We start from the raw sequence: 25,202 nt of genomic DNA on the forward strand, positions 1-25,202 counted from the left end.
GAATACTGGAAACAATTCTAGCGTGGAGGAGCCGCAAGCCGGGCAACCCGTTTGGTTCGCTTCGACCTGCATGCTGCACCTCGCTCACTCTCACAGCTCGTCGAGCCCGAATAATCTCACCAGCACTGAAGCGATCCGCGCGCTCAGTTGTGTGTAGTGCATGTGAACGTCGACGGCCGAGTTCAGCGCCGGGCGATGAGCGCCTGGGTTGAACCGAATTCGCGCGATTTGCGAGGCGGTACGCTCGCGCGCCGCCGACGAACCCGCCCCGGGGTACACATCTGACACCGGGAGGATTTCCGCGATCTTGCCCAGAATTCGTCGGTTGCCGAACAGCACAAAGACTTCGTTGCCGACTTTTGGATCGGACAGGCGTTCGTTAGGAACGTACCAGTCGACAAAGACATCCGTGGGGTCGAGAATTTCTGCAATCGGCGTGCCCGCCACCAGGGATTGGCCGGCGCGCGCAGGATTGTTCGCGACTATGCCAGCTATGGGCGCGAAGACTCTCCCGTCTGCAAAGCTGCTTTCAACCTTTTCGAGGCGATCACCGAGTTGCCGGCTGAATTCGTCGAGAGCGGCCAATTGAGTGCTGGCTTCGGCGGCTTCCGCCTCCTGCGAGACCACGGCTTTGTTCGCCAAGGCGCGCTCCCGGGACATGTCTATGCGGTAATTCAGGCTCGCGGCCGATGAGTTTGCGATAAGTTCGACAGCTTCCTCAGCAAGCCGCAGATGTGAGCGCGCCGCGTCGAGAGATTCGCGCGCAACCCGGGCCTTAACACGCAGTTCCGCTTTGCGACCGGCGATGTCCGCGAGCGAGCGCATATAGGTGGCGACAATCTCATCGTGCTGCGGAGACCGAACCCTTCCGATTTCGTCGCCGGCCTTGACCGATGCACCTCTCAGCACGGTGATGCTGTTGATCTGCACGATGTAAGGCAGTGAAACCAAATATCTCGGTGAGGACACGCTGCCCGGGCCGCCGAGATAAAGAATTGGCCTCCCGAAATAGACGACAAAGAATGCGAGTATGCCGAATACGATTGTCGCATAGGCGGCGCGGACGGCCCGTCCGGCCGCACGCCGACGGCTCTCGATGGGATCGGGGATATGGGGATCGAGTCGTGTTAGGGTGACGGTCATTTGGCCACTTCCTTCGTCCGATCGCCGAATAGTGCACGGCGAACGCGCGGCGGCACGAAATCATCGTTCCGCGACGAGGCAAAGATGATTTCCGAAGAGTAGGAAAAGAACCGCGCGCACTTCAGATAGACACCCTGGTAAAAGGGAAAGATCAGAGCCATCTTCCAGCCAAACGTTCCGACGGATCGATGGAACAGGGCGAACACAAGTGCCATATTGAAGACCGAGATCCAGAGCAACAACAGGTAGACCGCCGACAGAAACAGCACGGCATCCGAGCCGAACAACAGCACAATGTAGGCCAAGTAGAACGGCAGGCTGAGCGTCGGGACGAGATCAAAGACGATGAAGTCAAGCCGTTGGATCGTGTCCGGTAAACGCTCCAGCGGATGGCGAAAACTCAGCTCGCCATACATCATGAAGCGGATGCGCAGAGCATCGCGATCCCAGCGCGCGCGCTGTCGCAATAGACTTACGCCGCTTGCGGGGCCGGCTGTTTCCGCCCAGGCGTCGGACACGAACCGAATGACATAGCCGAGTCTGCGGAGCCGCAAGGTGTACTCCATATCCTCTCCCGGGCCGACGTCGAGCCCGCCCTGCTGCGCGAAAATATCCCGGCGATACATGGAACAGGCTCCGGACAGACACGCGATCGCATCCACCACGTCGAGGATCGACCGCCCCGCGGTGATCGACATCAGGTATTCGACGCTTTGAAGTCCTGTCCATATCGAGTCGCGCTCGTTACTGATCGCGATGTTGCAACTTGCGCCGGCGACGAGCGGATCGTCGAAGGCAGCCGCGAGGCGCTCAACCGCGTTCGGTTCGAAGACAGTGTCGGCATCTACGGTCAAAAGAAGATCGCCGCGGGCAAACCGTGCTGCAGCGTTAATGGCAGCGCTGCGGCCGCAGCGGGTCCCATGGCAGATGACCATGTCAACCAGGCCCTGCGCTTTCGCCCGCTCCGCGACCGCGCGTGTTGCGTCGGTGGAGCCGTCGTCGACGACGATGATTTCGACAGGTCGGAGGGTTTGCCGGCGCAGCGAGCTGATCGAAGGAGCAAGCCCGGAGCCGCCGTTGAATGTCGGGATAATCACGCTTACCGTCGCCTGGCAAACCGTCCCGCCGACGCTTCGCCGCTTCGAGCTGAACAGAGCAAGAGACACCAGCGACAAGGTGTAGCGGGGGATGTCGAATATCAGCAGCGAGAAGGCGAGTAGAAATAAACTCGTTCCGGCGAGCACTTCCATCATTTCGGACATGCCGGCCACCTCCGCTACGACAGCACCATTCCGAGCATCCGACCAAACAAGGCGCGCAAGGCAATTATCAGACGGGAAAATGAAGACCATCACGTTGATGGTCGAGTGGTAAATTGCGTAAACATTTGCTTTTTGTGTCTGCGCTATTCAACTGCAGCGTTGGCTTCGTCAGTTGACGATGACAGCTTGCTCTTGAGGCTGATTGTTGGCGTGCCGGCATCAGCGTTGCGGTTGGAGTTGTTCGCCGCGTCGCTAAATCCCACAAGGTGACCGGTCCGTCCAACCTTTCAGGCGCAAGACGGCCTCAGTCTGGAAAGGCTGAGGCCGGTGGGGGCGTCGGTGTACCGTTGGGGTCGGTACTTGCTAAATCTAATCACGACGAACCACTTTGCGTATTGTCCTTGAGGACAACCAATCAGCACGTTGTCCCTCTAACACATCTGCGGACCGCCCGACGGGTTTGACGGACCGTCGTCCGTGCGACGCACACGCCGTTGATACGTGTTCTACCGACGCCGCAGGCAGCAGCAACTTCCGTAATCAGGCTTTCGGGCTGTGCAATCGGGGCAGGTGTCATCGCCTGAGCGGATACTGCGAAGAAGAAGGCGAACGTGGCAATTCCGAGCGACTTGATCATATCGAGCTCCCTGGAAGCGCCCAACCGCCCGGCCGGCGCGGCGGAGCGATGGACGCGACTCCCTCAAACTGAGGCCCGCTGCTGTCAGAGAATTGAGATAGATCAAAGCGTCTTTTTCGACTTCCCATGCGGCAATCGCTGTACATAGCAGGCCAGACGCCGGCGAAGGACTATGACCGCAGGAAGACTGCAGAGTCCAAATAGCAGCGCGCAAATATCGTCTGCAACTGCGCACCGCGAAGGAAGATTGTGTGAGGCGACAAACCACCCCGGCCTGAGATCCAACTCCGAACTGGAGCCGGGTACATGGAATAGATCATCCGTGTAGCTTCTCGATTTGTAATATGGCGTCCACCAGGGCCGAGATCCCAAGCTGCGTGGAAAGCAAGGTTTGCCCTTTCCGTCACGCAAACTCTATCTGTTGGGAGTTTTGCTAGTACGATCGTGCAGGCGGACGCGCAGAGGCCATCGATTACCACGGTTTGGCCAGTCTCATTCAACTCCTCATATCGATCAAGGTAACGTTGAATCAAGCCACCGCGGTCATTGGCAATTCTCACGACTGCGTGGCTATCGTCAGCGCATGCGAACATAGATGCTGAAGCGAGCAGCAGAGTAAAGGGTTTCATAATGTGCCTCTTCGACTGCGACATCAGCAAGGTTCATGACGGCTCGTGCGCGAGAGAACTCGCGGCTTGGCGATGCGCGAGAGCGTGTTCTCTGGTGGTAAGTCCGGCATTCTCGGATCGGCCTTACAGCAACACGTTGCTCGTACGTGCGGCCCACGCTTTCCGTAACGCCGACGGATGCACCTCGCGGCATAATCCTGCTGGAGTTCTTGTGGTCAATGAACCAGCGTTGAGTTTGAGCGCGCGGGCCCGAACCATTTACCGCTCATTGATCACCGCCCCTCATTGTCCAGGCGTAGCGCCAAATGCATCGTGTGGGGGTCGCGGTTCCCGTCCCGCCTGAAGCCAAACTTGCCGAGCACCGCCAGCATTGACTTGTTTTCGGGCAGGACCTCCGCAGTCAGCTCACGCAATCCGTTATTGGAGGCGATCTCGCCAAGGTGGCGCATCAAGATGGAGCCGATGCCTCGGCCCTGCCAAGCGTCGATGACGACGAACGCCAACTCGGCTCGTCCGGGCTCAAACACGACATATCGAGCGCCTCCGACAATCATTGTACGCTCGGATTGCCCGACCTCGCACACCAGCGCGACGTGATTCATGAAGTCGACATCCATGAAGAACGCGCGCTCCTTGTCCGAGAAATGACGCTTGATCCCAAAAAAACGGCGCTGCAACGACTGCTTGCTGGTCTGATCCAGCGCGTCGAGGACGGCCGTCTCGTCGGCCGGCCGCAGCGCTCGGATTTCGGACATGCTGCCGTCCCGCAAGGGTTCCGTCGCGCTGTATTTAGCGATGTCCGGCATGCGAGGTCTCGGCTCAGGCGGCCGGAAAACACGTCGGCCTGAGGCTCGTCTATGAATGGGGCGGTCGGCTGCCCGTTTGATTTGTATCAAGGGACCTCGCAAAAAAGCGGGCGGCCTGAATCTCGGCAGTCAGCTCGACACATTCCGGCGGGAGGACCGACGTGACACGACTGGGTCGGCGTACTCGCCGTCCAGCATTGACCTATATCAAAGGCCTGCAGTTGCGGCGGGCTTTGGATGCATTCATACGACATTGAGGTCGGAGCATGCAGATGGAAGTGCCTGGAACGCCCGGCGGTTCGATGTCCGGTCTCGTCGCCTCGGCCGTTGAATACATGGTCGATGCGGGGCAACGGAGCATACTCTTTCTCGATGTGATGCGCCGGCGCGGCGACCAATATCGGGAGCACGTCGCCCAAACCGCGCCACACGTTCTGCAATATGCGGCCGAACTGATCATTGATGGCCGCAAGTTGGACGAACCCGTCAATTACGCGCTTGTCCGCATTATCCCGCCAGCCGGCGTCGAGATCGATTCCACACGGCGGCCGTTCATCGTGATTGATCCACGCGCCGGGCACGGTCCAGGGATCGGCGGGTTCAAGGCCGACAGCGAGATCGGCGTCGCGATGAAGGCGGGACATCCCTGCTACTTCATCGGCTTCCTGCCGGAGCCGGTGCCGGGCCAGACGATCGAGCGTATCGCGCGTGCCGAGGCACTGTTCATCGAAAAGGTGATCAGTCTCCATCCGGACGCTGACGGGAAACCCTGCGTCATAGGCAATTGCCAAGCCGGATGGGCGGTCATGATCCTGGCTTCGGTTCGGCCGGATCTGTTCGGTCCACTGATCATCGCCGGAGCCCCGCTCGCGTACTGGGCCGGCGTGCATGGTAAAAATCCGATGCGATATTCGGGCGGCCTGCTGGGCGGAAGCTGGCTAACTGCGCTTGTTAGCGATCTCGGCGGTGGGAAGTTCGATGGTGCCTGGCTGGTCCAGAACTTCGAAGGCCAAAATCCGTCGAACACGCTCTGGACCAAGCAGTACAATGTCTATTCGAAGGTGGATACCGAAGCCGATCGCTACCTCGAGTTCGAGCGCTGGTGGGGTGGGCACGTCAATCTCAACGCCGAGGAGATTCAGTTCATTGTCGACGAACTCTTCGTTGGCAACAACTTGGCCGCTGGCAATATCACCCTATCCGACGGGCAGAAGGTAGACCTGCGCAACATCAGTTCGCCGATCGTGGTGTTCTGCTCCAAGGGCGACAACATCACTCCGCCGCAGCAGGCGCTGGGTTGGATCCTCGAATGCTACGCCGACGTGGATGACATCAGGGCCTATGGGCAAACGATCGTCTATACCGTTCACGAGAGCGTCGGCCATCTCGGCATCTTCGTCTCGGGCGGCGTCGCCAAGAAGGAGCACGCTGAATTTTCCAGCAACATCGATCTGATCGATGTACTACCGCCCGGCCTTTACGAAGCGACGTTCGAAGCCAAGGACGAGGAAACCACCAGTTCCGATCTCGTTGTTGGCCAATGGGTGATGCGCTGCGAGGCCCGAACGCTCGAGGATATTCGTGCCATGGGCGGCAATTCGCCTGAGGACGAGCGGCGCTTTGCCGCGGCCAAACGCGTCTCGGAGCTTAATCTTGCCGCCTATCGCAAGTTCGTGCAGCCCTGGATCAAGGGCATGGTGGCGCCGCAGACGGCAGATTTGATGCGTAACCTGCACCCGCTGCGGACGCAGTATGAGGCCTTCAGCAGTCAGAATCCATGGATGACGGCGGTGAAATCGGCAGCGGAAGGGCTAGAAGAGAACCGCAAGCCGGTTTCGAACGACAATCCGTTCCTGGCATTTCAGGAGCAGGTCTCTAAGCAGATCGTTCATGCGCTGGACAGCTGGCGCGATTCGCAGGAAGCGATGAGCGAGGCGATCTTCCTCAACGTCTACGGCTCCCCGGCGCTACAGGCGGCGGTCGGCATAGATCCGAAAGCTGAACCGTCGCGCGGGCGCGAGATGCCGGCCGAACACCGTGCCATGCTCGACAAACGGATCGCCGAGCTCCGATCCAGGATTGGCGAAGGCGGGCTTCGCGAGGCGGCCATCCGTGCCCTGCTTTATATCGGCTCGGCGAGAGGAATGGTGGATGAACGCAGCATCGAGGCGTTGCGTCAGGCTCGTCACGACAACAGCGGAGCGCGATTAGCGCTTGCCGAATTTAAGATGCTGGTTCGCGAGCAGTTCTTCATGCTGCTGCTCGATCGCGAGGCGGCGCTGGCCGTTATCCCGAAGTTGCTTCCCGACGATGTCAATCAGCGCCGCGCGGCTTTCACGACGATGAGCGAGGTGCTGTCGGCCAGCGAGGACATCACAGGCGAGCGCGCCAGCCGCCTGCAGCGTGTCGCGCAGCTGTTCGGTCTCGACGCCGAAACGTCGGGGAGGGCGTCGAACGTTGCCCCTTTCGACCCCAAGGCGAAGGCATCGTAACGCTGTCTGGAAGGAACCGGCTCATGTCAGCCGACACATCGCAGGCACAGTCCCCGAGCAAGTACGACCGTCTGATAGCGGCCGCGCAGGCCGTGCCGCCGGCCCCAACCATCGTCGTGCATCCCTGCGATGAAAGCTCATTGCGCGGCGCTGTCGATAGTGCACAGGCCGGCATCATCCGGCCGCTCCTGGTCGGACCTGAAAGGAAGATCCGGGATACGGCCGCCAGGCATGGTCTCGACATCGCGGCCTTCGAGCTCGTTGACGCAGCGCATAGCGATGAAGCCGCTGCAAAGGCGGTAGAGCTGATCCACGCCGGCCGAGGTGAGCTGTTGATGAAAGGCAGCTTGCACACCGACGAATTGATGCGCGCGGTCACCGCGAAGGCCGGAGGCCTGCGCACCGACCGCCGTATCAGCCACGTCTTCGTGATGGACGTGCCGGCCTATGCCGAGACCATCTTCGTGACGGACGCGGCCATCAACATCTTCCCTGATCTGGACGCCAAACGCGACATCATCCAGAACGCGATCGATCTTTACGTGGAAGCTGGATTCGGCAAGTCACCGCGCGTGGCAATCCTGTCAGCGGTTGAAACCGTGACCTCGAAAATTCCGTCTACGATCGAGGCGGCAGCACTCTGCAAGATGGCGGATCGCGGGCAGATCACCGGAGGGATCCTCGACGGACCGCTGGCTTTCGACAACGCCATCGACCTGGAGGCGGCGCGCATCAAGGGGATCAAGTCCGAGGTCGCCGGTCGCGCGCAGATCCTCGTCGTTCCCGACCTGGAGGCCGGCAACATGCTGGCAAAGAACCTCGCCTATTTCGCCAAGGCGGACGGCGCGGGCATCGTGCTCGGAGCCCGGGTCCCGGTCGTCCTGACCTCACGCGCGGATTCGGCGCGTGCGCGGATGGCCTCGTGCGCGGTCGCAGCGCTGTATGCCCATGCCCGGCGCCGGCGTGCTCCAACGATTGCCGCGTGAACGCCATGGACACCATCCTTGTGGTCAATGCCGGCTCCTCCAGCGTCAAGTTCCAGGTCTACTCGATCGAGGGGGACGGAATATTGCGGCGACAGCTGAAAGGGCAGATGGATGGGATCGGCAGCCGCCCGCGTTTGCGCGCGAGTGGCTCCACCGGCGATCCGGTTGCGGATCGCGCCTATCCGATCGAGGCGGTGCCGGATGTTCCGGCCGCGATGGACATTGCCGGCGCCTGGTTGCGGGACGAGCAACGCATTCACCCGATCGCGGTCGGTCATCGCGTCGTTCACGGTGGCCCGGACTACGATCGGCCGATCCAGCTCGATCATGGTGTCGTGACCCGGCTGGAGCGGTACATCGCGCTCGCGCCGCTGCATCAACCCCATAATCTGGCGCCGATCCGCTCGATTCTCGGCAATTTCCCGGAGCTTCCGCAGGTCGCCTGTTTCGATACCGCATTTCATCGCACACATAGCGCGGTGGCCGATCATTATGCGATTCCACATCATCTTTATGCCGAGGGCGTGCGCCGCTACGGCTTTCACGGTCTCTCTTACGAGTACATTGCGAAGACCTTGCCAAAGGTCGCGCCGAAAGTTGCGAATGGGCGGATTATCGTCGCTCACCTCGGAAGCGGCGCCTCGATGTGCGCTCTCAGCGTGGGACGAAGCGTCGAAAGCACTATGGGCTTCACCGCTCTCGACGGGCTTCCGATGGGAACCCGCCCTGGTCAGATCGACCCTGGGGTGGTGCTCTATCTCATTTCCGAGAAGGGGATGTCTGCCTCCAACATCCAGAACTTCCTTTACCGCGATTGCGGCTTGAAGGGGTTATCCGGCGTCAGCAACGATATGCGCGTGCTGGAGAGCAGTGACGATCCGAGAGCCAGACTGGCCGTCGAATATTTCTGCTATCGCATAGGCCTCAGTGCCGGCATGCTTGCCGCAGCGCTGCAGGGGCTGGACGCCTTTGTGTTTACGGCTGGTATCGGCGAAAACTCCGCAACAATTCGCGCGCATGTCGCTGGCCAGCTTGCGTGGCTGGGCGTCACCCTCAATCAAGCCGAGAATACGCGCCACTCACAGCTGATCTCGGGTCCCGACAGTCGCATTCCAGTCTATGTGGTGCCGACCGACGAGGAGCTGATGATCGCGCAGCACACTCTCTCAGTGCTGATGAACAGAACATCGACCAATCAAAGACAGGAGAGGGCATCATGATTCCCGTATTTCCGGATACCAAGATTGCCCTGAAGGGGAAAAAAGGCCTCGTCGTGGGCATCGCCAACGACCAGTCGATCGCATGGGGATGCGCCAAGGCCTTTCGTGCGCTTGGTGCCGATCTAGCCGTCACTTACCTGAACGACCGCGCGAAGAAGCACGTCGAGCCTCTTGCCCAGGCACTTGAGGCGTCTATTTTCATGCCACTCGATGTAATGACGGAGGGGCAGACCGAAGAAGTATTTGCCCGGGTCGAGAGGGACTGGGGCCAGCTCGATTTCCTGCTGCACTCGATCGCATTCTCACCGAAGGAAGCCTTGCACGGACGTGTGGTGGACGTCGGTCGCGACGGCTTCCTGAAGACGATGGAGGTCTCCTGCTGGTCCTTCATGCGCATGGCGCATTTGGCCGAGCCGCTGATGAAGAACGGCGGCACCATGTTCACGATGACCTATTACGGCAGCCAGATGGTGGTCGAAAACTACAATGTGATGGGTGTGGCCAAGGCGGCGCTCGAAGCCTCCGTCCGCTACATCGCCGCCGAGCTTGGGCCGAAGGGCATCCGCGTGCACGCGATTTCGCCCGGGCCGCTGGCTACGCGAGCGGCATCAGGCATTCCAGAGTTCGACGAACTGATGGACAAGGCGCAATCCAAGGCCCCGTCGCGCAGCCTGGTCAGCATTGAAGACGTCGGCAACGCCACGGCATTTCTCGCGCTCGACGGCGCCAAGCTCATTACAGGAAGCGTTCTTTATATTGATGGTGGTTATCACATCATCGACTGAAGGGGACGGGATGCGACTCAGCGATAGTGCAGGGCGATTAGCTCGGCCACGCAGGCCGGTCGATTGCCGCCTTCGATCTCGATGACCAGATGATAGTTCACGCGCAGCCCGTCGGGAGGGACATCCTCCGTCTCAGCAACGCTGACGCGGCCACGCAGCTTTGAGCCCGCCGGGACCGGCGAAAGGTACCTGATCCTGTCGGCGCCGTAGTTCAGGGTGTTTCGGAGGCCTTTTAACCCCATCACCGAGCGGATGAACATCGGTGCCAGCGCCAGGGACAGCATGCCATGGGCGATGGTGGTGCCGCCGGGCATTTCTTTCCTCGCGCGCTCCTGGTCGACATGGATCCACTGTTCATCGCAGGTCGCTTCCGCAAACTTGTTGATCCGGTCCTGCGTTACCTCGATCCAGTCGCTAGCGCCGATTTCGGTACCGACCGCAGATCTTATCTCATCAAAATTGCCGAATATCCGCATGTCCTTCACCTTCAGATCATCATCTCCGGGACATGGTCGCCGACGAGAAGGTCGGCTTCAGTCGCAGCCATCACTTCGCCGATCGTGACGCCCGGCGCGGTCTCAAGAAGCGTCGCCGTGCCATCGGCAAAGCCGATCACAGCCATGTCGGTGACGACTAGATTCACTGGCCGCGCCGAGGTGAGCGGCAAGCTGCATTTCGCAACAATCTTCGACTTGCCCTTTGCTGCGTGCTGCATGGCGACGATGACCCGCTTCGCGCCGCTCACGAGATCCATGGCGCCGCCCATGCCGGGAACCATCTTGCCCGGGATCATCCAGTTGGCGAGATGGCCATGGGCATCGACTTGAAGGCCGCCAAGCACCGTGACGTCGACATGGCCGCCGCGGATCAGTCCGAACGACATCGCGCTGTCGAAGGTCGAGGCCCCGGGCAGCGCGCTAATCGGGCGCCCCCCTGCGTCCGTTAGCGTCGGATGCGCCAGGCCTTGCTCGGGGATAGGCCCCGTTCCGATCAGGCCGTTTTCCGACTGGAAGAATACCTTCAGGTCCGTTGGAACGTAGTTCGCGACGAGCGTCGGGATACCGATGCCGAGATTGACGAGGTCGCCGCTCCGAAGCTCCTTGGCGACGCGCCGGGCGATGATGATCTGCGGATCCATGTCGTCACCCGTTTGTAATGAGGTAGTCGACGAGCGGCGCCGGGGTCACGACGTGGTCGGGCGCGATCACGCCGATTGGCACAATGTTCTCCGCGGTGACGATCACGGTGTCGGCGGCCATCGCCATGACTGGATTGAAGTTGCGCGAGGTCAGTGCGTACGCCAAGTTGCCGAGGTAGTCGGCAAGGAAGGCGTGCACTAGCGCAAACTGTGCACGCAAGGCTGTCTCCAGCAGAAAAGGCTTTCCGTCGACTTCGATCTCGCGCTTGCCCTGCGCAACCAGCGTGCCGACGCCGGTTGGCGTCAGAACTCCACCTAGCCCGCATCCACCCGCACGAATGCGCTCGACGAAGGTTCCCTGGGGTACCAGATCGACGGTGATCTGGTTTGCCAGCATCTGCTGCTGTGCCTTCGCATTGAGACCGATATGCGTTGCGGTCAATCGCGCGACCAGCGCAGCATCGAACAGCTTGCCGACGCCCTTGCCGGGGATCGCCGCATCATTGCAGATCAGCGACAGACCGCCCTTCTTCTGCCGCACCACCTCGTCGAGCAGGCGCTCCGGTGTTCCGACACCCATGAATCCGCCGACCATGACACTCGCGCCGACCGGGATCATTGCGACGGCTTCTTCGAGGGAGATGGCCTTCATGAGGGAGAACTCCGGTCGGCGCGTGCAGGGCGTCGATGAATGCTGGAGGGCGGAAATCGCGCTGCTTTGATCTGCGTCAAGGCTCCGCATCATTCGCGGACGATTCCCACGCTCGCGAGCGCGTCGTGCCAGAGCTTGCGCAGTTCGGTGTGTCGGCTTTCCAGGACTGTGCTGACGGTGCCACGGAAGGGTAACAGGTCGGGACCTTTCAGGAACAGGATTTGCGCCTGCAACAGACGTCCGCTCTCGAACTCGATGCGGCGTAGCGCCATCACGAAGGGGTCATTCGGGTTTGCCTCAAGCGGTAGTAACGCCGCTGGCCGGATCCCGGCGTGGACGGCATGCGCGAGCGTGGCGAGGTGGACTGCTTGCCAAAGAATGCGATCGGCAATGCCTTCGTTCGGCGTCGGAAGCCAGGCGGCCTCCCAGGATATGGCCATATAGCCAAGGGCGAGGTCCGGCACCCATGTGGTTGCGCGCATCAGAAGCGACACGATCTCGCTCTCTCGGTAGAACTGAGCGTTCAATTCTGTCTGCCAGCCGGCCTCGAACTTCGCCGGCAGGGCGAGGGCGAATTGCCTTGCGAGAGCGCCATGGGCCGAGATCAGGAAAGCGGCGACGCGAGTCTGCTGGCTGTGCGGCACTCGGCCTTCGGAGTCGAGTGGTCCGAGAAGTCCGCTCATGCCCGGGTCCTCTGGACGGGGATGGCACGCAGATGGTCGTAGCTGGCGGGAAATGGAGTGAGCTCACCACCAGGGTCTTCGGGCGCAATCCAGACCGCTTTGTTACCTTGCCAGCGTCCGGCCAGCACGTCATCGGCGAAGCGCGCGAGCAGGTCGGCTGTGAGCGCACCCTTTTCCAACGTGAAAGCGTGATAGGCGCCCGGGATGATCACGAGCGCGCTGTTGGGGATTCCGACTCGCAGCGTCTCGTGGAGGGCACGCGGCGTCAGGAAGTCGAACTCTCCGTTCAGGATCATGGTTGGGACGGCGATCGAGGCGAGTTGCGGCGTCAGCGGCTGGAAGTCGAGGAACGACTCCATCAGGTTCTGCAGCGCGTAGAGGTCATTGACCAGCCAGCCCTGCCGCTTGACACCGTCGAGCTTATCCAACAGCGGCTTCAACCATTCATCGGACAGATTCATCGGCAGCAGCAGATCCTGGAGATAGCCGGTTCCACCCAGAATTAGGCCGGTGCGTAGTGCGTTGCCGATCAGGAGAAGTTGAGGCGAAAGCTCGGCAAAGCAACTCATTGGCACCAGACCCGAGAGGCGCCTCCAATGCTCGATCGCGTAGCGCAGCGCGATCAGGCCACCGAAGCTGATTCCACTGAGGAAGACCGGACCTTCACCGAGCATTTCGATCAGGCGATGCAGCGCAAGGACATGGTCGTCCTGATTGATGAAGAGCGTCGGCTTGTCGGAGGCGCCCTGGCCGAGCAGATCGAATGTCGCAACGCGAAATCCCCGTGCGATGAGCGCGTCTCGGTAAGCGGTCCACAGTTCGGAGTATTGAGTCAGTCCATTGACCAGCACGTAGGCCGGCGCCGTCACAGGACCGTCGAGCTCATACCGGATCCGGTAGGAGCCGTGCGTGAGGAAAGGCATTGCGGCGTCCGGCATGTAATTCGGTGCCAAGACACTCGCGCGGGCAGTGCGAATTCCCTTGCGCTAGATCAAGGGTCGCGCCGCGTCCTCTCCTAGCGTTTGGCAAAATCAAAGCCTGCCGGAGGAATTCGCCATGGTCGGGAGACATGTCATGCGGCGATATCTCATCAGCCTGCTGTTGCTGTTGATCGGGACATCGCTCGCGGTTGCGCAGCCCTTCACGCGCCGCTCGTCGCAGATGCAGCATGACGGGCTGAAGAAGACCTACGAGATCGCGAATTTTCGACTTGGGGGCAAGTACGATCTGGCCGATCCCTCGAAGTGGGAGAATGGCGGCGAGGGCGGCGTCACGCTCGAATCTTTGGGCGTCGGGAAATTGCACACCGCCTATATCGCGGTCGGTACGCCGCGGCGCAACGCCGCCGGTGAGATCACCAATGCCGTCGTCATCAACTCATATTATTCCGGCGATGCCACCGACATGTACGAGCAGTGGGTCAAAGGAGCAGCCTTGTCAGGCACCGTGCCAATTATTGGTCCCGGCCGTCCCATCGATACGGATCGTTATTATGTCATCATGGTCGATCCGCTCGGAACCTGGGGCGCCAGCAAACCTTCGGACGGTCTCGGCGTAAAGTTTCCGCAGTACAGCTACTATGACATGGTCCAGGCCAATTATCGCATGCTGCGCGACGGGCTGAAGGTCGCGCGCGTGGCCCTAGTGTCCGGCGTTTCCATGGGCGGCACGCAGACCTATGTCTGGGGCGTGATGCATCCCGAATATATCGGCGCAATGATGCCGATCGGTGGCACCACGCAGTCGGATGGGGAAGATCCTGTCGGCAACTGGACATTCCAGATGATGACCGCGGCGATCGAATCCGATCCGGTGTGGCAGGAAACGAATGGTGATTATTACAAGCTGCCCAAAGAGAAGCATCCGATGCCGGGCGTGGCGTTCGGCTGGTCGATCCTCGGCATGACCGGCTATGACTTTGCGTTCCGTACGACCCAGAATTGGGGCGCCGTCCAGCCCGAAATTTTTTATTGGGACCCCCCGAACGAAAAGGCGGCTTTGAACGTCGTCAACCGTGCCAAGCTTTACGATGCGGTCGACCTGGTCTGGCGCAACCGTGTCGGCGAGACCCACAACATCAATGCTTATCTCGGCCGGATCCAGGCGCGCACGTTGGTGATGCACATTACCAACGACCTGTGGCTGAACTTCAAGTTGGCTCAGAAGGCTGTCGACCGTGTACCCGGTGCGGACCTTATCGCTCAGGAAAGCCCGGTCGCACATTATGGTGTGTTTCCGATCATCAACCAGCGCAAGAACGACCCGAAGTTCGTTGCCTTCATGGATGATGTGGCGAGCCTCGACCGCGCGCAGAAATTCGTTGACAAGAATTATCGCGTGCCCGGCGTCGCCGAGAACATCGACCCCAAAAAGTCGTTCTGGAAAGAGTTCGTGACCTATCCCTATCCGGTCAAATACGCCAATGCCAAAGACAAGGGCGGAAATTCCTGGCAGATCGGCTACATGGATGAATACGCCGGCACGGAGAAGGATCCGAAGATCCTTGTGATCGTCCATGGCAAAGGCGCGTTCGGCGGGCACTACGGCAACATCATGCAGTATGCGCTGCGTAGCGGCTTGCGCGTGATCGTGCCCGACCTGCCGCATTACGGTATGTCCGGACCCGGCAATCTCGACAAGAGTCCGGCGCGCACCATGCAGGACATGCGCGAGGTCATCTACGATCTCGTCGTCAACCAGCTCGGCGTCAAGAAGGCGTATTATCTCGGCCATTCGCTCGGCGGTCAGTTCGTGATGGGTTATGCCCTGACCTGGCCGGATGCAGTGCAGGGTCTCGCGCTGGAGGCGCCATCAGGTCTCGAGGAATATCCTCGCGAGATCACCATCGCCAAGGGCAAAAAGGCGCCGCTGTTCGACCCGGCCTTCGATCATGACTTCGACAAGTGGAGGGCGACCTGGGACCAGACCGGCATTCTGGCCGCCGAGAAGGCGCGTGACGAGCAGAACATCCGCGACTTCTTCTATTTCAAGAAACGCGATCCGGAGACTGGCGCGGTGTCTGCGGCGAAGAGCGGCTATTTCTTCAGCGACAGCGAATATGCCCGCTTCCACACCGAGCAGCGCGTTGGGCTGACTAAAGGCAATCCGAAGGAGCTCGAGCAGTGGTGCAACGTGTTCATCTACGACGTCTACACGATCGGAGCGGAGCTCCAGCAGGATGATCCGAAAAACCTGTACGAGCGGCTCACGCAGATCAAGGCTCCGATCTTTCTCGTCTTCGGCGACAAGGAGCCGTTCATCCCGACGCCGGCGTTCAATGGACTGACGGATCTCGGACGCGATGCCATCACGCCCTTCATGACACGCATGACCAATGCGGGCAACCGGCCGATCCTCAAGATTTATCCGGAGACCGGGCACTTCATCCACACGGACAACCCGGTTGAATACCCGGTAGATGTAGTGGATTTCGTGACGCGCGGAAGCGTCGACACGTCGTCGCCGGTTGGAACCGATCGTATGATCAAGGGCTCGGTGGCTTCTGCTTTGCCGGTGGCACCGACGCCGGCCGGCGCCGCGCCCACCGCCGGCCTGAACAAGTAGGACCGGTCCATGCCGATGGTGCAAGCGGGCGAAGTCCAGCTGGGCTGGCGAGAGTGGGGCAAAGGCGACATTACCGTCGTCTTCATCCACGGCAATCTCGCCAGCAAGGACTGGATCGAACTCGCTGCGCCGCTGTTTCCTTCTGGTCTTCGCGTCATCGGCATTGACTGGCGCGGCTGCGGCGACAGCGACCGGCCGAAACCTGCGGTTGACTACACCAACTACACGATGCAGCAGCACGCAAAGGACATGCTGGCTGCGCTCGATACCCTGGACATCAACTACTGCCATCTTGCAACGCATTCAACCGGCGGCATCATCGCGGCCCGCATGCTCCTGATGCAGCCACGGCGATTCGGGCGGGTATTTGCGCTTGATCCGGTCACGCCGCTCGGCATGGCTTTTAATGCCGACCAGATCGGGCTGTTCCGCGCCATGATGGCGAGCAAGGAGGTGACCCGGTCGGTGATGGCGACCGCGGCCTCATCGCTGTTCGTGCCGGAAAGCATGGCGCCGAATAAGGTCCCGCAATTCCGTCCAGGGGGCGCGGACATCCAGGCGCTGTTCGACCGGATCATCGAACAAACCTTCGGCGTCTCCGAAGGGATCTGGATCGGGACGCCCGTCAATCTCACGCGCGAGCGGGAGAGTCGGGAATTGGAGAGCCGCATGCCGGAGATCGGGCATTCGCACCTGGTATTGTGGGGCGAACGGGACGGCTGGATCCCTCCCGCGGATCTTCATGCGATGGCCGCGGCAATGCCGGACTGCCGCCTCGTCGTCGTGCCCGGTATCGGACATTCGATGAATCTCGAAATGCCCGCGCTCTACGCCGGCTATTTTGGTGCGTGGTTCGGGGGACTTGCGGCATAACAAGGAGGAATGACACCATGGCCGATATCAATCCATCCGCAGCGGATATCCGCACCATGCTCGCCGAGACGCTTCTTCGCCTGCGTAAGGCCAACGCGGAGTATTTCGAGCAGCTGGAAATGGGACTGAACGCCTCGAAGCTGCCGATAGCAAACCACGCCAAGGAGTTCTGCGGCTACATGCAACGCAACGTCACGGCGACGTTCGGCCTCGGCGACAAACTCATGCAGGCCAAGGACATGCAGGACGCGCTCGAGATTCAATCTGATTTTTTCCAGGCGCAAATGCGATTGCTCACCGAGCAAAGCAAAAGCATGAGCGAGTCTGCCATGAAGGCGGCGACCGAAGCGTTTGCACCAAAGAATTGAGCCACGCTCGTCGCGGACGCTGTCGCTTGCAAAGCTGGGAATCGTTTATTGAGCAACTAGGATCAATGAGTGACGTGATGAAACCCCACCAGGCAGCTCTGCATTTGGGGTTTTCCGAGGTTCCGCCGTCTCATGACGGAAGGCCTTGCCCGTGCGCGAGCACCTACCCTGATCTAACCCACCGTTTAGGCGGACGATCGGAGGAAATATCGCAGATTGGCGTCATGTGGGGAAAAGCGGTAGCGGCCTCCTGACTCGAACCCCCGACGCATCGCAACGCCACCGATCTGGCGCGGCGGTAAATCCGCTGGCGCGATTGCGATTCCAGCCGAACCGGATCAGCTCTTAGGTTCGTCAAGGGATCTCGACCGGCTCCAATCCTGTAGGTGGGAGTGGAATGTGGTGTGCGACGAATGCCCATTTGCGGTCGGATAAGGGCAGCAGTGCGATCCATAAGTCATTGATTGTATTTGACCCGTGGCTGACTCTTAATCAGCGGGTCCCAGGTTCGAGCCCTGGTGCGTCCACCAAATAAGAGTTCTTGCTTCCCAATACCTTCGCGAAATGGTGGCCGAGAATAGAACGGGTCTCGCGCGATATCTTTCGTGGCGGGACGGTGCACGGGCAGATCGCTGCGGGTGAAGTTTCCTTTGTCCTGCATCTCACCCCATTCGACATGGTGCGCAGAGCCGGGCGTTAAGCTTCGGTCGTAGGGCAAGTTACCCGAAAGCCGATCTCAACAAGCTCATTGCGACTGCAAATCGCGAGGCACTCGTTTCTTCGGCCGACCGGAACGATGCAGACCGCGTACTTCCTGCTGTTGAAAAAGCTCCGCGCAGAGGCCACGCAGCCATTGGCTTGCCGGGTCGTGATGGAAGCGGGCGTGCCAATATTGCTTCACCGTGAAGCCGGCAATCGGCAGCGGGCAGTTGAGCACGCGCAGTCCGTAATAGTGAGCCAGGGTTTCGCCGATGTGCCTTGGCAGGGTAGCAAGCAGGTCAGTCGTTCCGACGATTGCGGGTAGCCCCAAAAAGCCGGGCAACTCCAGTGCAACGTCGAGGACTATCTTCTGCTCCTGCAGCGCGCCCGCGAGCAACTGATGTCCAGTGCCGGAGCGAATGAGGACGTGAGCCTCACGCCTGAAATCCTTTGCCGTGATGCGGTCGCGGATCCGAGCATGTTTTGCGTTCGCGAGGCAGACCCAATCCTGCGGAAACAGCGCCTGTTGGAAGTGTCCAGCATCGAGATCCGAGATGTAGCCGAGCGCCATGTCGGCTTCACCGGATTGCAGCATGCGTGGAGTGTCGGCGCCAATCTGTGTCGCCTCGATACGAACGCCTGGGGCAACGCGGCGGACGTGGGCGAGAATGGACGGAAGCAGCGTGACGTGGCTTCCGTCCGTCATGCAGATGGCAAAACGGCGCTTTGCGGTTGTCGGATCGAAATCGGTGCGAAGCTCGGCAAGGCGACGCAGCATTTCCAGCGCCTGCCTCGCGGTGCCGATGAGAGCCTCGGCGCGCGGCGTCGGCAGCATGCCCTTCGCTGACCGGATGAAGAGCGGATCGTCCAGTTCCGCACGCAGGCGGGCCAGCCAGATCGAGATGGTCGGCTGACTTTGGCCGAGCTTTTCGGCTGCCCTGGTGACGCTGCCAGTGGTGAACAATGCATCGAAGAGCCTGAGAAGGCGCGGGTCCAGCAGGTTGGTCTCGGTGTGATCCTGGTGCTTCATTGCAATTCACAATAACGGATATAAGAATCATAACATATATAAATATCGAGCCGCCAGCTACGATGCTTCCAACGCCGAGAATGGCGCGGGAGAAGCGTTCGGATGAGGATCTGCTTTATCGGAGCGGGAGCCTTGGGCTCGACCATCGGCGGTACGTTGGCGCGCGGCGGGGCCGAGGTCTGGCTGATCGATCCGTTCCAGGCTCATGTCGGCGCAATCAATGCCGGTGGCCTGCGAATACTCGAAGATGGCGCCGAGACCGTCGTGAAGGTCACTGCTTGCACCTCCGCGGCTCAGGTCGGCGTAGAAGCGGACCTCGTCATTATCCTCGTCAAATCCTACCACACGCGGGATGCCATCCGTGCCGCGGCGCCGATCATCGGGCCGCGGACGGTCGTGATGTCGCTTCAGAACGGTCTTGGTCACGAGGACATCCTGTCGGAGGAGGTTGGTCGTGACCGGGTCGTGGCGGGCAAGACCTACGTCGGCGGTGTGCTGCTCGGCCCTGGTCATGTTCGTTCCGGGGTCATCGGCAAGGAGACCATCATCGGCGAGCTTGATGGGCGCTTGACAGAACGTGCGCAGCGAATCTCCGAGACCTTTAATCGCGCCGGCATTCTCACGCTGCTCAGCGACAACATCTTGGGCACGATGTGGGACAAGTTGTTCATCAACGTCGCCGGAGGAGGAATTACCGCCGTGACCGGGCTGACTTATGGCGGCCTGTATTCGCTGCCGGTTCTGGAAGATTGCGCGCTGGCCGCAATCTCGGAGGGCATCTCGGTCGCGCAAGCTGCTGGCGTGAAGATCTCGATTACCGATCCGCGACGCGCCTGGTCGATGGCGTCCGCTGGACTGCCGCCCGAGTTCAAGACGTCGATGTTGCAGAGTTTGCAGTCCGGCAATCTCACCGAGGTTGACTACATCCACGGCTCCGTCGTGCGCTGGGGCGCCAAGCTCAGCGTGCCGACCCCCGTCAATTCCACCCTCGTCGCGCTGGTCAAGGGCATCGAATACGCCCGCAGCGACTATCCTGGAAAGTCCTGAGATGTCATTGCCCCGCGCTTATGTCGAACACGTCGCGATCCGCGTGCCGGACGTTGATCGTCACGTCGACTTCTTTCGTGAGGTGCTTGGTCTCGCCATTCGCGATGAGCAACCCGCCGATGGTACGCGCCCGCGTCAGGTTTGGGTGCTCGGAAGCGTGCAACTCATCGAAGATCCGAATTTCGTCGGACCAGAGGGGCGTCTCGCCCATCTCGGCATCATGGTCGACGATTACGAGGGTGTGCTCACCCGTGCCGCCGCCTGGGCCGCCAAAGCGTTGCCCGCCGGGCCGAACTGGCTCGAGCTGCCGGGCGGGCTCAACGTCGAAATCTTGCAAGCCAGCGCAGGCGCCGTGGAAGCCGCCCTGGCGATCAATCCCCGTGCCTAGAGGAAGACGCGACATGACAGATGAGCGCTACTGGGACGATGCCAAGGTCGGCGATGAATGCGTAACCCCCTCGGTGACGGTCACCGAAGCAATGGTGAATGCCTATGCCGAACTGACGGGCGATTTCACGCCGGTCCATGTCGACGAGGAGTACGCGAAGACAACGCCGTTCGGCACCCGCGTCGCGCATGGGTTGTTTGGTCTGTCGCTCGCTGACGGATTGAAAACGCGTGCCGCCTACCGGTTCCTCCCGGGAATGTCGCTGGGCTGGACATGGGATTTCAAGCTGCCGATCAAGCTCGGGGACACCGTGCATGTGAAGTTCCGCGTTGGTTCAATGCGCGGCACAAAGAGGGATGGGTGGGGCATCGTTGTGCTGCCTTCGGAACTCATCAATCAGCGCGGCGAGGTCGTTCAGCTAGGTGAGCATCGGCTGATGATCCCGATGCGCCCGAAGACCAGCGCTGCAGGAGAGCAGGCATGACCGCGCAAGATCTGCCGCTCAAAGGCATTCGCGTCATCGACTACAGCCATTTCCTGGCCGGCCCGTTCATGGGCCGTTGCCTCGCCGCGATGGGCGCGGAGGTCATCAAGGTGGAGCGCCCAAAGGGGGGCGACGCAGGCCGGGCCCATGGATATTTCAAGGACGGACAATCCGGCTACTTCCTGCAGCAGAATATGGGGAAGCAGGGACTTTGCATCGACCTGCGCGACGAGCGTGGTCTCGACATGATGATGAAGCTGGTCGACACGGCCGATGTCTTCATCGAGAATTACCGACCCGGCGCACTCGAACGTCTCGGTCTCGGTTACAAAGCACTATCAGCGCGGAATCCGAGGCTGATCTATTGCTCGGTCTCCGCCTATGGCCATACCGGTCCCTATGCCGATCGTCCGGGCTTCGGCCTGATCGCAGAGGCGATGTCGGGTGCGCTGGCGCAACTGGGCAATCCCGGCGAACCGCCGCCGCTGCTGCGGATGCCGCTGGCCGATATGTACACTGGCATTCATGGCGTCGCTGCTATCAATGCGGCGCTGGTTGGCCGTGCGTCGTCCGGGCGCGGCCAACATATCGATCTGGCGCTGTACGATTGCATGGTCTCGATGCACGACTATGCGGTTCAGCGTTACTTCCTCTCGGGCGGCGCTGACCTGCCGAAGCAAACCGGCAGCGGACAGCCGGATTCGACAGTTTACGGCGTCTTTCCGGCCAAGGACGGCAATCTTGTCATCGCTGCGCAAGTCGATGATGCGTGGCGACGATTGGCGAGCCTGATTGGAGGAGACACGCTGGCATTGGACGAGCGTTTCGCCAAGCCCGCCGCGCGGAACGCCCATTATGCTGAAGCCATGGAGATTGTGCGCAATTGGACGCTATCGCAGCCGTCTCGAGATGCGTGTCTTGCGGCACTCGAGGAAGCAGGTGTGCCGTCCGCTCCCGTGCAGACCATCGAAGAGGTCGTGAGGGATCCGCAGATCCATGCGCGCGGCATGCTGGTCGAGCAGGAGCATCCGGTGCTCGGCAAGGTAACGCTGCCGAACCTGCCGTTCCGGTTTTCCGATTGCGACACCACGGTGCGCACTCCGGCGCCACTGCTTGGACAGGACAATCGTCGCATTGCTGTCTCGCTGGGACTGTCGGCCGAAGCCGTCGACGCGATGGTGCGCGACGGCGTGCTCTACAACGAAGCTGCAGTGCAGGAGTGAGCGATGAGCGATCGCTATGCGGTGATTGGCAATCCGATCGGCTTCAGCAAGTCACCTTTCATCCATGGCACTTTCGCCAAAATGATGGGACAGGATCTCGTCTATGAGGCGATCGAGGGGCCCATCGATGGCTTCAGCGCGCGGGTTGATCAATTCCGGACGGAGGGCGCCAAGGGGCTGAACATCACCGCCCCGTTCAAGCTCGATGCCTTCGCTTATGCAAATGAGCTCTCAGAGAGCGCCCAACGCGCAGGTGCCGCAAACTGCCTGAAGTTCGAGGGCGATCGGATCATTGCCGAGAATTTCGACGGAATCGGCCTGGCGCGTGACATCACTGCCAATCTCGGCGTCAAAATGGTTGGCCGGCGCGTCCTGATGCTCGGCGCTGGGGGAGCGGCACGTGGCGCGTTACTGCCGTTTCTGCGCCAGCAACCGTCCGAGCTGGTTCTCGTCAATCGAACGCTGTCCAAAGCCGTGGCATTGGCCGAAGAGTTTGCCGGCTGTGGTCCCCTGATCGTGAGCGGCTACGCTGAACTGGCCGACCTTGCCGAGGGCTATGACGTCGTGGTCAACGCGACTTCTGCCAGCCTGCGAGGTGAAATGCCGCCGCTTCCGAGCAATGTCTTCCAGGGCGCGGAGCTGGCGTACGAACTTGCCTATGGCAAAGGATTGACTCCCTTTCTGCAAGCGGCCCGCACTGAAGGCGTGGCCAAGTTGGCTGACGGCGTCGGCATGCTGGTCGAGCAGGCGGCGGAAGCCTTTGTCTGGTGGCGTGGCGTCCGACCGAGCACGGCCCAGATCATCGCCGAATTGACTGTCCCATTGAGCTGACGGACGACGCCGACAATGCATCCCAAACCCAGTTTTCTCGTCGGCCTGATCGGCAGCGGCATCTCGGCGTCTCGCACGCCGCCCATGCACGAAGCGGCCGCAGACGCCGCTGGCATCCGCTATCTCTACAAGAAGATCGATCTGGTCGAGTTGAACCTCGGGGTCGAAGCGTTACCGGAATTGCTCACGGCCGCAAGGCGGATGGGCTTTGACGGATTGAACGTGACCCATCCCTGTAAGCAGGCGATCCTTCCACTGTTGGACGAGCTTTCGCCCGACGCGGAGGCGCTTGCCGCTGTGAACACCGTGGTCGTCAGAAAGGGCCGGATGACCGGCCATAACACGGACTGGTTCGGCTTTGCCGAGAATTTTCGCCGCAGCATGCAAGGTGCACCACTCGGTCGTGTCGTGCAATTCGGCGCAGGCGGCGCGGGCGCGGCGGTTGCTTTCGCGCTCATGAAGCTTGGCGTGCAGGAACTGACCATCATAGACGTCGACTTGGCCAAGGCGCAGAGCGTGGTCGACGGCTTGTCCTCTCGATTTGTCAAAGGGCGCTTGAGGGTCGGCCGGGATGTCGCAGCGGCCGTGGCTGCCGCAGACGGAATTGTAAACGCGACGCCCATTGGCATGGACAAGTATCCGGGAACGCCGCTGCCGCTGGCAATGCTCTGTTCCGGTCTCTGGGTCGCTGAGATCATCTACTTCCCGCTGGAGACCGCGCTGCTGCGCGCGGCGCGTACCCTCGGCTGCCGCACCGTCGATGGTGGCGGAATGGCAATCTTCCAGGGCACCGAAGCATTCCGCCTGTTCACGGGCGTCTCGCCTGATCCAGACGTCTTCTTCGCAACTTTCGCATCCCTGGGAGGATGACATCCGGCCGATGGGCGAGCGGTACGCACAACGCCCGAGAGGAAACGCAAGATGGGCTACACGCTCGATTTCTCGGTGGTTTGGCACGCAATGCCCGCGTTGCTGTGGGGTTGCGTGGGGACGTTGGGGTTGGCGCTTGCTGGCATGACGCTCGCAATGATCATCGGCGTCGCGGGCGTCGCAGCCCGCGATGCGAAGGCGGCCTGGTTGCGCGCCATCGTGATCGGCTTCGTCGAAATCGTGCGCAACACGCCGTTCCTGGTGCAGATCTTCTTTCTGTTCTTTGCACTGCCACTCGTCGGGGTAAAGCTCAATCCGACTGCCACCGCCATTATTGCGCTCGGTGTGAACGGAGGGGCATACGCCATCGAGATCATCCGCGGCGGCGTGCAATCGATTCACAAAGGGCAAATCGAGGCCGGCTACGCGCTCGGACTGCACAAAGGGCAGGTATTCCGTTCCATCGTACTCAAGCCCGCGCTTCGCGCGATCTATCCCTCGCTCACGGGACAGTTCATCATGCTGACGCTGACCTCGTCGATCTGTTCGGCTGTGTCCGCCTATGAATTGACGTCGGTGGCGCAGCGCATCGAAAGCGACACATTCCGCAGCTTCGAGGTCTATTTCTTCGTCACTTTCCTCTACCTCGCGATCTCCTGGCTGCTGATGGCGGGCTTCGCAATCATCTCTCACCGCTTCTTCTCATATCCGACGCGCTGAGGAGCACAGATCATGACACCGCATTTCGGCCTTCCCGAGTTCGGCTTCCTCCTGCGTGGTCTGCAATGGACGGTACTCCTGACGCTGGTTGCATTCGTCGGTGGCTGTACCGCCGGCCTGGTCGTCGCACTGTTGCGCACCTGCGGTCGCACGAGTGTGGAATGGATAGTCCGGATCTATATCGGAATCTTCCAGGGGACACCGCTGCTGCTGCAACTGTTCGTGGTGTACTACGGCTTGGCGCTCCTCGGATTGAAGCTGTCGGCATTCGTTGCGGTCGCGATCGGGTTCACCGTCAACGCCTCGGCTTTTCTCGGCGAGATCTGGCGCGGCGCAATCCAGGCCGTGCCTCGCGGTCAGACCGAGGCCGCAATGGCGCTCGGTCTGCATTATTCCGCGCGCATGCGCGACATCGTGCTGCCGCAAGCCATTCGCATCGCGCTGCCGGCGACCATCGGCTATCTCGTGCAGCTCATCAAGGGCACCTCGCTCGCTGCCATCGTCGGCTTCATCGAACTCGCCCGCGCCGGTCAAATCGTATCGAACCAGACCTACCAGCCGTTGCTCGTCTTCGGTGTGGTCGGCGCAATGTATTTCATCCTCTGCTGGCCACTCTCATGGTGGGGCAGTCGGGTGGAGGCCAGGCTCGCCCTGGCCGGTCAAAGGTAGGTT

24 protein-coding genes are annotated in these 25,202 nt (G+C 60.8%); 15 read left to right on the forward strand and 9 right to left on the reverse strand.

All coding sequences use genetic code 11. From position 1 onward, the window contains the following. Positions 1-90 precede the first annotated feature (90 nt). From BRA1253DRAFT_RS32135 to BRA1253DRAFT_RS32145, 3 genes are all read right to left on the reverse strand, one after another. Entirely contained in the window at positions 91-1,143 is a 1,053-nt protein-coding gene (locus tag BRA1253DRAFT_RS32135; protein ID WP_007601235.1) for an HlyD family secretion protein, read from the reverse strand. Further along, a complete protein-coding gene (locus BRA1253DRAFT_RS32140; protein ID WP_007601236.1) occupies positions 1,140-2,405 on the reverse strand; it encodes a glycosyltransferase in 1,266 nt (421 codons plus the stop codon). Before BRA1253DRAFT_RS32140 ends, BRA1253DRAFT_RS32135 begins: the two co-directional genes overlap by 4 nt. A gap of 1,538 nt (positions 2,406-3,943) precedes the next feature. Next, entirely contained in the window at positions 3,944-4,477 is a 534-nt protein-coding gene (locus tag BRA1253DRAFT_RS32145) for a GNAT family N-acetyltransferase (RefSeq protein WP_007601238.1), read from the reverse strand. Positions 4,478-4,743: 266 nt separating this feature from the next. On the opposite strand from BRA1253DRAFT_RS32145, the gene BRA1253DRAFT_RS32150 reads away from it, so the two are divergent. Genes BRA1253DRAFT_RS32150 through fabI form a run of 4 tightly spaced genes read left to right on the forward strand, consistent with a single transcriptional unit; the run spans position 4,744 to position 9,960 of the window. Then, the gene (locus BRA1253DRAFT_RS32150) at positions 4,744-6,969 is read left to right on the forward strand and encodes a DUF3141 domain-containing protein (RefSeq protein ID WP_007601239.1); all 2,226 of its coding nucleotides are present in this window, start codon (positions 4,744-4,746) and stop codon (positions 6,967-6,969) included. A 23-nt stretch (positions 6,970-6,992) separates the two neighbouring features. Beyond that, positions 6,993-7,955, forward strand: a complete 963-nt coding sequence (locus tag BRA1253DRAFT_RS32155; RefSeq protein WP_007601240.1) for a phosphate acetyltransferase — start codon at positions 6,993-6,995, stop codon at positions 7,953-7,955. Between the two features lie 5 nt (positions 7,956-7,960). Continuing rightward, positions 7,961-9,175 carry an acetate/propionate family kinase gene (locus BRA1253DRAFT_RS32160; RefSeq protein WP_007601241.1) on the forward strand — a complete coding sequence of 405 codons (1,215 nt, stop codon included), beginning with the start codon at positions 7,961-7,963 and terminating at the stop codon, positions 9,173-9,175. Continuing rightward, entirely contained in the window at positions 9,172-9,960 is a 789-nt protein-coding gene (fabI, locus tag BRA1253DRAFT_RS32165) for an enoyl-ACP reductase FabI (RefSeq protein ID WP_007601242.1), read from the forward strand. Before BRA1253DRAFT_RS32160 ends, fabI begins: the two co-directional genes overlap by 4 nt. A gap of 17 nt (positions 9,961-9,977) precedes the next feature. Here the strand turns inward: fabI and BRA1253DRAFT_RS32170 are convergent, their stop codons facing one another. The 5 genes from BRA1253DRAFT_RS32170 to BRA1253DRAFT_RS32190 form a co-directional block, all read right to left on the reverse strand. Continuing rightward, entirely contained in the window at positions 9,978-10,436 is a 459-nt protein-coding gene (locus BRA1253DRAFT_RS32170) for a MaoC family dehydratase (protein WP_007601243.1), read from the reverse strand. Positions 10,437-10,447: 11 nt separating this feature from the next. Then, positions 10,448-11,098 carry a 3-oxoacid CoA-transferase subunit B gene (locus BRA1253DRAFT_RS32175; protein WP_007601244.1) on the reverse strand — a complete coding sequence of 217 codons (651 nt, stop codon included), beginning with the start codon at positions 11,096-11,098 and terminating at the stop codon, positions 10,448-10,450. Positions 11,099-11,102: 4 nt separating this feature from the next. Further along, on the reverse strand, positions 11,103-11,750 hold the full coding sequence (locus BRA1253DRAFT_RS32180) for a CoA transferase subunit A (protein ID WP_007601245.1): 648 nt from the start codon (positions 11,748-11,750) through the stop codon (positions 11,103-11,105). A gap of 89 nt (positions 11,751-11,839) precedes the next feature. Further along, a complete protein-coding gene (locus BRA1253DRAFT_RS32185; RefSeq protein WP_007601246.1) occupies positions 11,840-12,433 on the reverse strand; it encodes a hypothetical protein in 594 nt (197 codons plus the stop codon). Then, entirely contained in the window at positions 12,430-13,356 is a 927-nt protein-coding gene (locus tag BRA1253DRAFT_RS32190; RefSeq protein ID WP_007601247.1) for an alpha/beta fold hydrolase, read from the reverse strand. The genes BRA1253DRAFT_RS32185 and BRA1253DRAFT_RS32190 overlap by 4 nt, the downstream gene beginning before the upstream one ends. Before the next feature lie 133 nt (positions 13,357-13,489). On the opposite strand from BRA1253DRAFT_RS32190, the gene BRA1253DRAFT_RS32195 reads away from it, so the two are divergent. The 3 genes from BRA1253DRAFT_RS32195 to BRA1253DRAFT_RS32205 are packed head-to-tail and all read left to right on the forward strand — an operon-like array spanning position 13,490 to position 17,238. Continuing rightward, a complete protein-coding gene (locus tag BRA1253DRAFT_RS32195; protein WP_007601248.1) occupies positions 13,490-15,997 on the forward strand; it encodes an alpha/beta hydrolase in 2,508 nt (835 codons plus the stop codon). Between the two features lie 9 nt (positions 15,998-16,006). Next, a complete protein-coding gene (locus BRA1253DRAFT_RS32200; RefSeq protein ID WP_007601249.1) occupies positions 16,007-16,870 on the forward strand; it encodes an alpha/beta fold hydrolase in 864 nt (287 codons plus the stop codon). A gap of 17 nt (positions 16,871-16,887) precedes the next feature. Then, complete coding sequence (locus tag BRA1253DRAFT_RS32205; RefSeq protein WP_007601250.1) at positions 16,888-17,238, forward strand: phasin; 351 nt, start codon at positions 16,888-16,890, stop codon at positions 17,236-17,238. A 745-nt stretch (positions 17,239-17,983) separates the two neighbouring features. Here BRA1253DRAFT_RS32205 and BRA1253DRAFT_RS32210 read toward each other — a convergent pair. Continuing rightward, complete coding sequence (locus BRA1253DRAFT_RS32210; protein WP_007601251.1) at positions 17,984-18,967, reverse strand: LysR family transcriptional regulator; 984 nt, start codon at positions 18,965-18,967, stop codon at positions 17,984-17,986. 102 nt (positions 18,968-19,069) lie between these two features. On the opposite strand from BRA1253DRAFT_RS32210, the gene BRA1253DRAFT_RS32215 reads away from it, so the two are divergent. Genes BRA1253DRAFT_RS32215 through BRA1253DRAFT_RS32250 form a run of 8 tightly spaced genes read left to right on the forward strand, consistent with a single transcriptional unit; the run spans position 19,070 to position 25,199 of the window. After that, a complete protein-coding gene (locus BRA1253DRAFT_RS32215; RefSeq protein WP_007601252.1) occupies positions 19,070-20,014 on the forward strand; it encodes a ketopantoate reductase family protein in 945 nt (314 codons plus the stop codon). A gap of 1 nt (position 20,015) precedes the next feature. Beyond that, positions 20,016-20,402: a VOC family protein gene (locus BRA1253DRAFT_RS32220; RefSeq protein WP_007601253.1), complete on the forward strand. Its 387-nt coding sequence runs from the start codon at positions 20,016-20,018 to the stop codon at positions 20,400-20,402. A 13-nt stretch (positions 20,403-20,415) separates the two neighbouring features. Continuing rightward, positions 20,416-20,886: a MaoC/PaaZ C-terminal domain-containing protein gene (locus tag BRA1253DRAFT_RS32225; protein ID WP_007601256.1), complete on the forward strand. Its 471-nt coding sequence runs from the start codon at positions 20,416-20,418 to the stop codon at positions 20,884-20,886. After that, positions 20,883-22,109, forward strand: coding sequence for a CaiB/BaiF CoA-transferase family protein (locus BRA1253DRAFT_RS32230; protein WP_007601258.1), 1,227 nt, complete (start codon positions 20,883-20,885; stop codon positions 22,107-22,109). Before BRA1253DRAFT_RS32225 ends, BRA1253DRAFT_RS32230 begins: the two co-directional genes overlap by 4 nt. Positions 22,110-22,112: 3 nt before the next feature. Beyond that, the gene (gene aroE, locus BRA1253DRAFT_RS32235) at positions 22,113-22,940 is read left to right on the forward strand and encodes a shikimate dehydrogenase (protein WP_007601259.1); all 828 of its coding nucleotides are present in this window, start codon (positions 22,113-22,115) and stop codon (positions 22,938-22,940) included. A 15-nt stretch (positions 22,941-22,955) separates the two neighbouring features. Continuing rightward, entirely contained in the window at positions 22,956-23,810 is an 855-nt protein-coding gene (locus BRA1253DRAFT_RS32240; protein WP_007601260.1) for a shikimate dehydrogenase, read from the forward strand. Between the two features lie 51 nt (positions 23,811-23,861). Further along, positions 23,862-24,530, forward strand: a complete 669-nt coding sequence (locus tag BRA1253DRAFT_RS32245) for an amino acid ABC transporter permease (protein ID WP_007601261.1) — start codon at positions 23,862-23,864, stop codon at positions 24,528-24,530. A 12-nt stretch (positions 24,531-24,542) separates the two neighbouring features. Beyond that, positions 24,543-25,199, forward strand: coding sequence for an amino acid ABC transporter permease (locus BRA1253DRAFT_RS32250; protein WP_007601262.1), 657 nt, complete (start codon positions 24,543-24,545; stop codon positions 25,197-25,199). Positions 25,200-25,202 lie beyond the last annotated feature (3 nt).

This window comes from Bradyrhizobium sp. WSM1253, from assembly GCF_000244935.1.
In the GTDB taxonomy this organism is placed as follows: domain Bacteria; phylum Pseudomonadota; class Alphaproteobacteria; order Rhizobiales; family Xanthobacteraceae; genus Bradyrhizobium; species Bradyrhizobium canariense.

Coding starts and splice junctions, on each gene's coding strand:
- BRA1253DRAFT_RS32135 (WP_007601235.1), bottom strand. CDS start 1,143: ATGACCGTCACCCTAACACGACTCGATCCCCATATCCCCGATCCCATC.
- BRA1253DRAFT_RS32140 (WP_007601236.1), bottom strand. CDS start 2,405: ATGTCCGAAATGATGGAAGTGCTCGCCGGAACGAGTTTATTTCTACTC.
- BRA1253DRAFT_RS32145 (WP_007601238.1), bottom strand. CDS start 4,477: ATGCCGGACATCGCTAAATACAGCGCGACGGAACCCTTGCGGGACGGC.
- BRA1253DRAFT_RS32150 (WP_007601239.1), top strand. CDS start 4,744: ATGCAGATGGAAGTGCCTGGAACGCCCGGCGGTTCGATGTCCGGTCTC.
- BRA1253DRAFT_RS32155 (WP_007601240.1), top strand. CDS start 6,993: ATGTCAGCCGACACATCGCAGGCACAGTCCCCGAGCAAGTACGACCGT.
- BRA1253DRAFT_RS32160 (WP_007601241.1), top strand. CDS start 7,961: ATGGACACCATCCTTGTGGTCAATGCCGGCTCCTCCAGCGTCAAGTTC.
- fabI (WP_007601242.1), top strand. CDS start 9,172: ATGATTCCCGTATTTCCGGATACCAAGATTGCCCTGAAGGGGAAAAAA.
- BRA1253DRAFT_RS32170 (WP_007601243.1), bottom strand. CDS start 10,436: ATGCGGATATTCGGCAATTTTGATGAGATAAGATCTGCGGTCGGTACC.
- BRA1253DRAFT_RS32175 (WP_007601244.1), bottom strand. CDS start 11,098: ATGGATCCGCAGATCATCATCGCCCGGCGCGTCGCCAAGGAGCTTCGG.
- BRA1253DRAFT_RS32180 (WP_007601245.1), bottom strand. CDS start 11,750: ATGAAGGCCATCTCCCTCGAAGAAGCCGTCGCAATGATCCCGGTCGGC.
- BRA1253DRAFT_RS32185 (WP_007601246.1), bottom strand. CDS start 12,433: ATGAGCGGACTTCTCGGACCACTCGACTCCGAAGGCCGAGTGCCGCAC.
- BRA1253DRAFT_RS32190 (WP_007601247.1), bottom strand. CDS start 13,356: ATGCCTTTCCTCACGCACGGCTCCTACCGGATCCGGTATGAGCTCGAC.
- BRA1253DRAFT_RS32195 (WP_007601248.1), top strand. CDS start 13,490: ATGGTCGGGAGACATGTCATGCGGCGATATCTCATCAGCCTGCTGTTG.
- BRA1253DRAFT_RS32200 (WP_007601249.1), top strand. CDS start 16,007: ATGCCGATGGTGCAAGCGGGCGAAGTCCAGCTGGGCTGGCGAGAGTGG.
- BRA1253DRAFT_RS32205 (WP_007601250.1), top strand. CDS start 16,888: ATGGCCGATATCAATCCATCCGCAGCGGATATCCGCACCATGCTCGCC.
- BRA1253DRAFT_RS32210 (WP_007601251.1), bottom strand. CDS start 18,967: ATGAAGCACCAGGATCACACCGAGACCAACCTGCTGGACCCGCGCCTT.
- BRA1253DRAFT_RS32215 (WP_007601252.1), top strand. CDS start 19,070: ATGAGGATCTGCTTTATCGGAGCGGGAGCCTTGGGCTCGACCATCGGC.
- BRA1253DRAFT_RS32220 (WP_007601253.1), top strand. CDS start 20,016: ATGTCATTGCCCCGCGCTTATGTCGAACACGTCGCGATCCGCGTGCCG.
- BRA1253DRAFT_RS32225 (WP_007601256.1), top strand. CDS start 20,416: ATGACAGATGAGCGCTACTGGGACGATGCCAAGGTCGGCGATGAATGC.
- BRA1253DRAFT_RS32230 (WP_007601258.1), top strand. CDS start 20,883: ATGACCGCGCAAGATCTGCCGCTCAAAGGCATTCGCGTCATCGACTAC.
- aroE (WP_007601259.1), top strand. CDS start 22,113: ATGAGCGATCGCTATGCGGTGATTGGCAATCCGATCGGCTTCAGCAAG.
- BRA1253DRAFT_RS32240 (WP_007601260.1), top strand. CDS start 22,956: ATGCATCCCAAACCCAGTTTTCTCGTCGGCCTGATCGGCAGCGGCATC.
- BRA1253DRAFT_RS32245 (WP_007601261.1), top strand. CDS start 23,862: ATGGGCTACACGCTCGATTTCTCGGTGGTTTGGCACGCAATGCCCGCG.
- BRA1253DRAFT_RS32250 (WP_007601262.1), top strand. CDS start 24,543: ATGACACCGCATTTCGGCCTTCCCGAGTTCGGCTTCCTCCTGCGTGGT.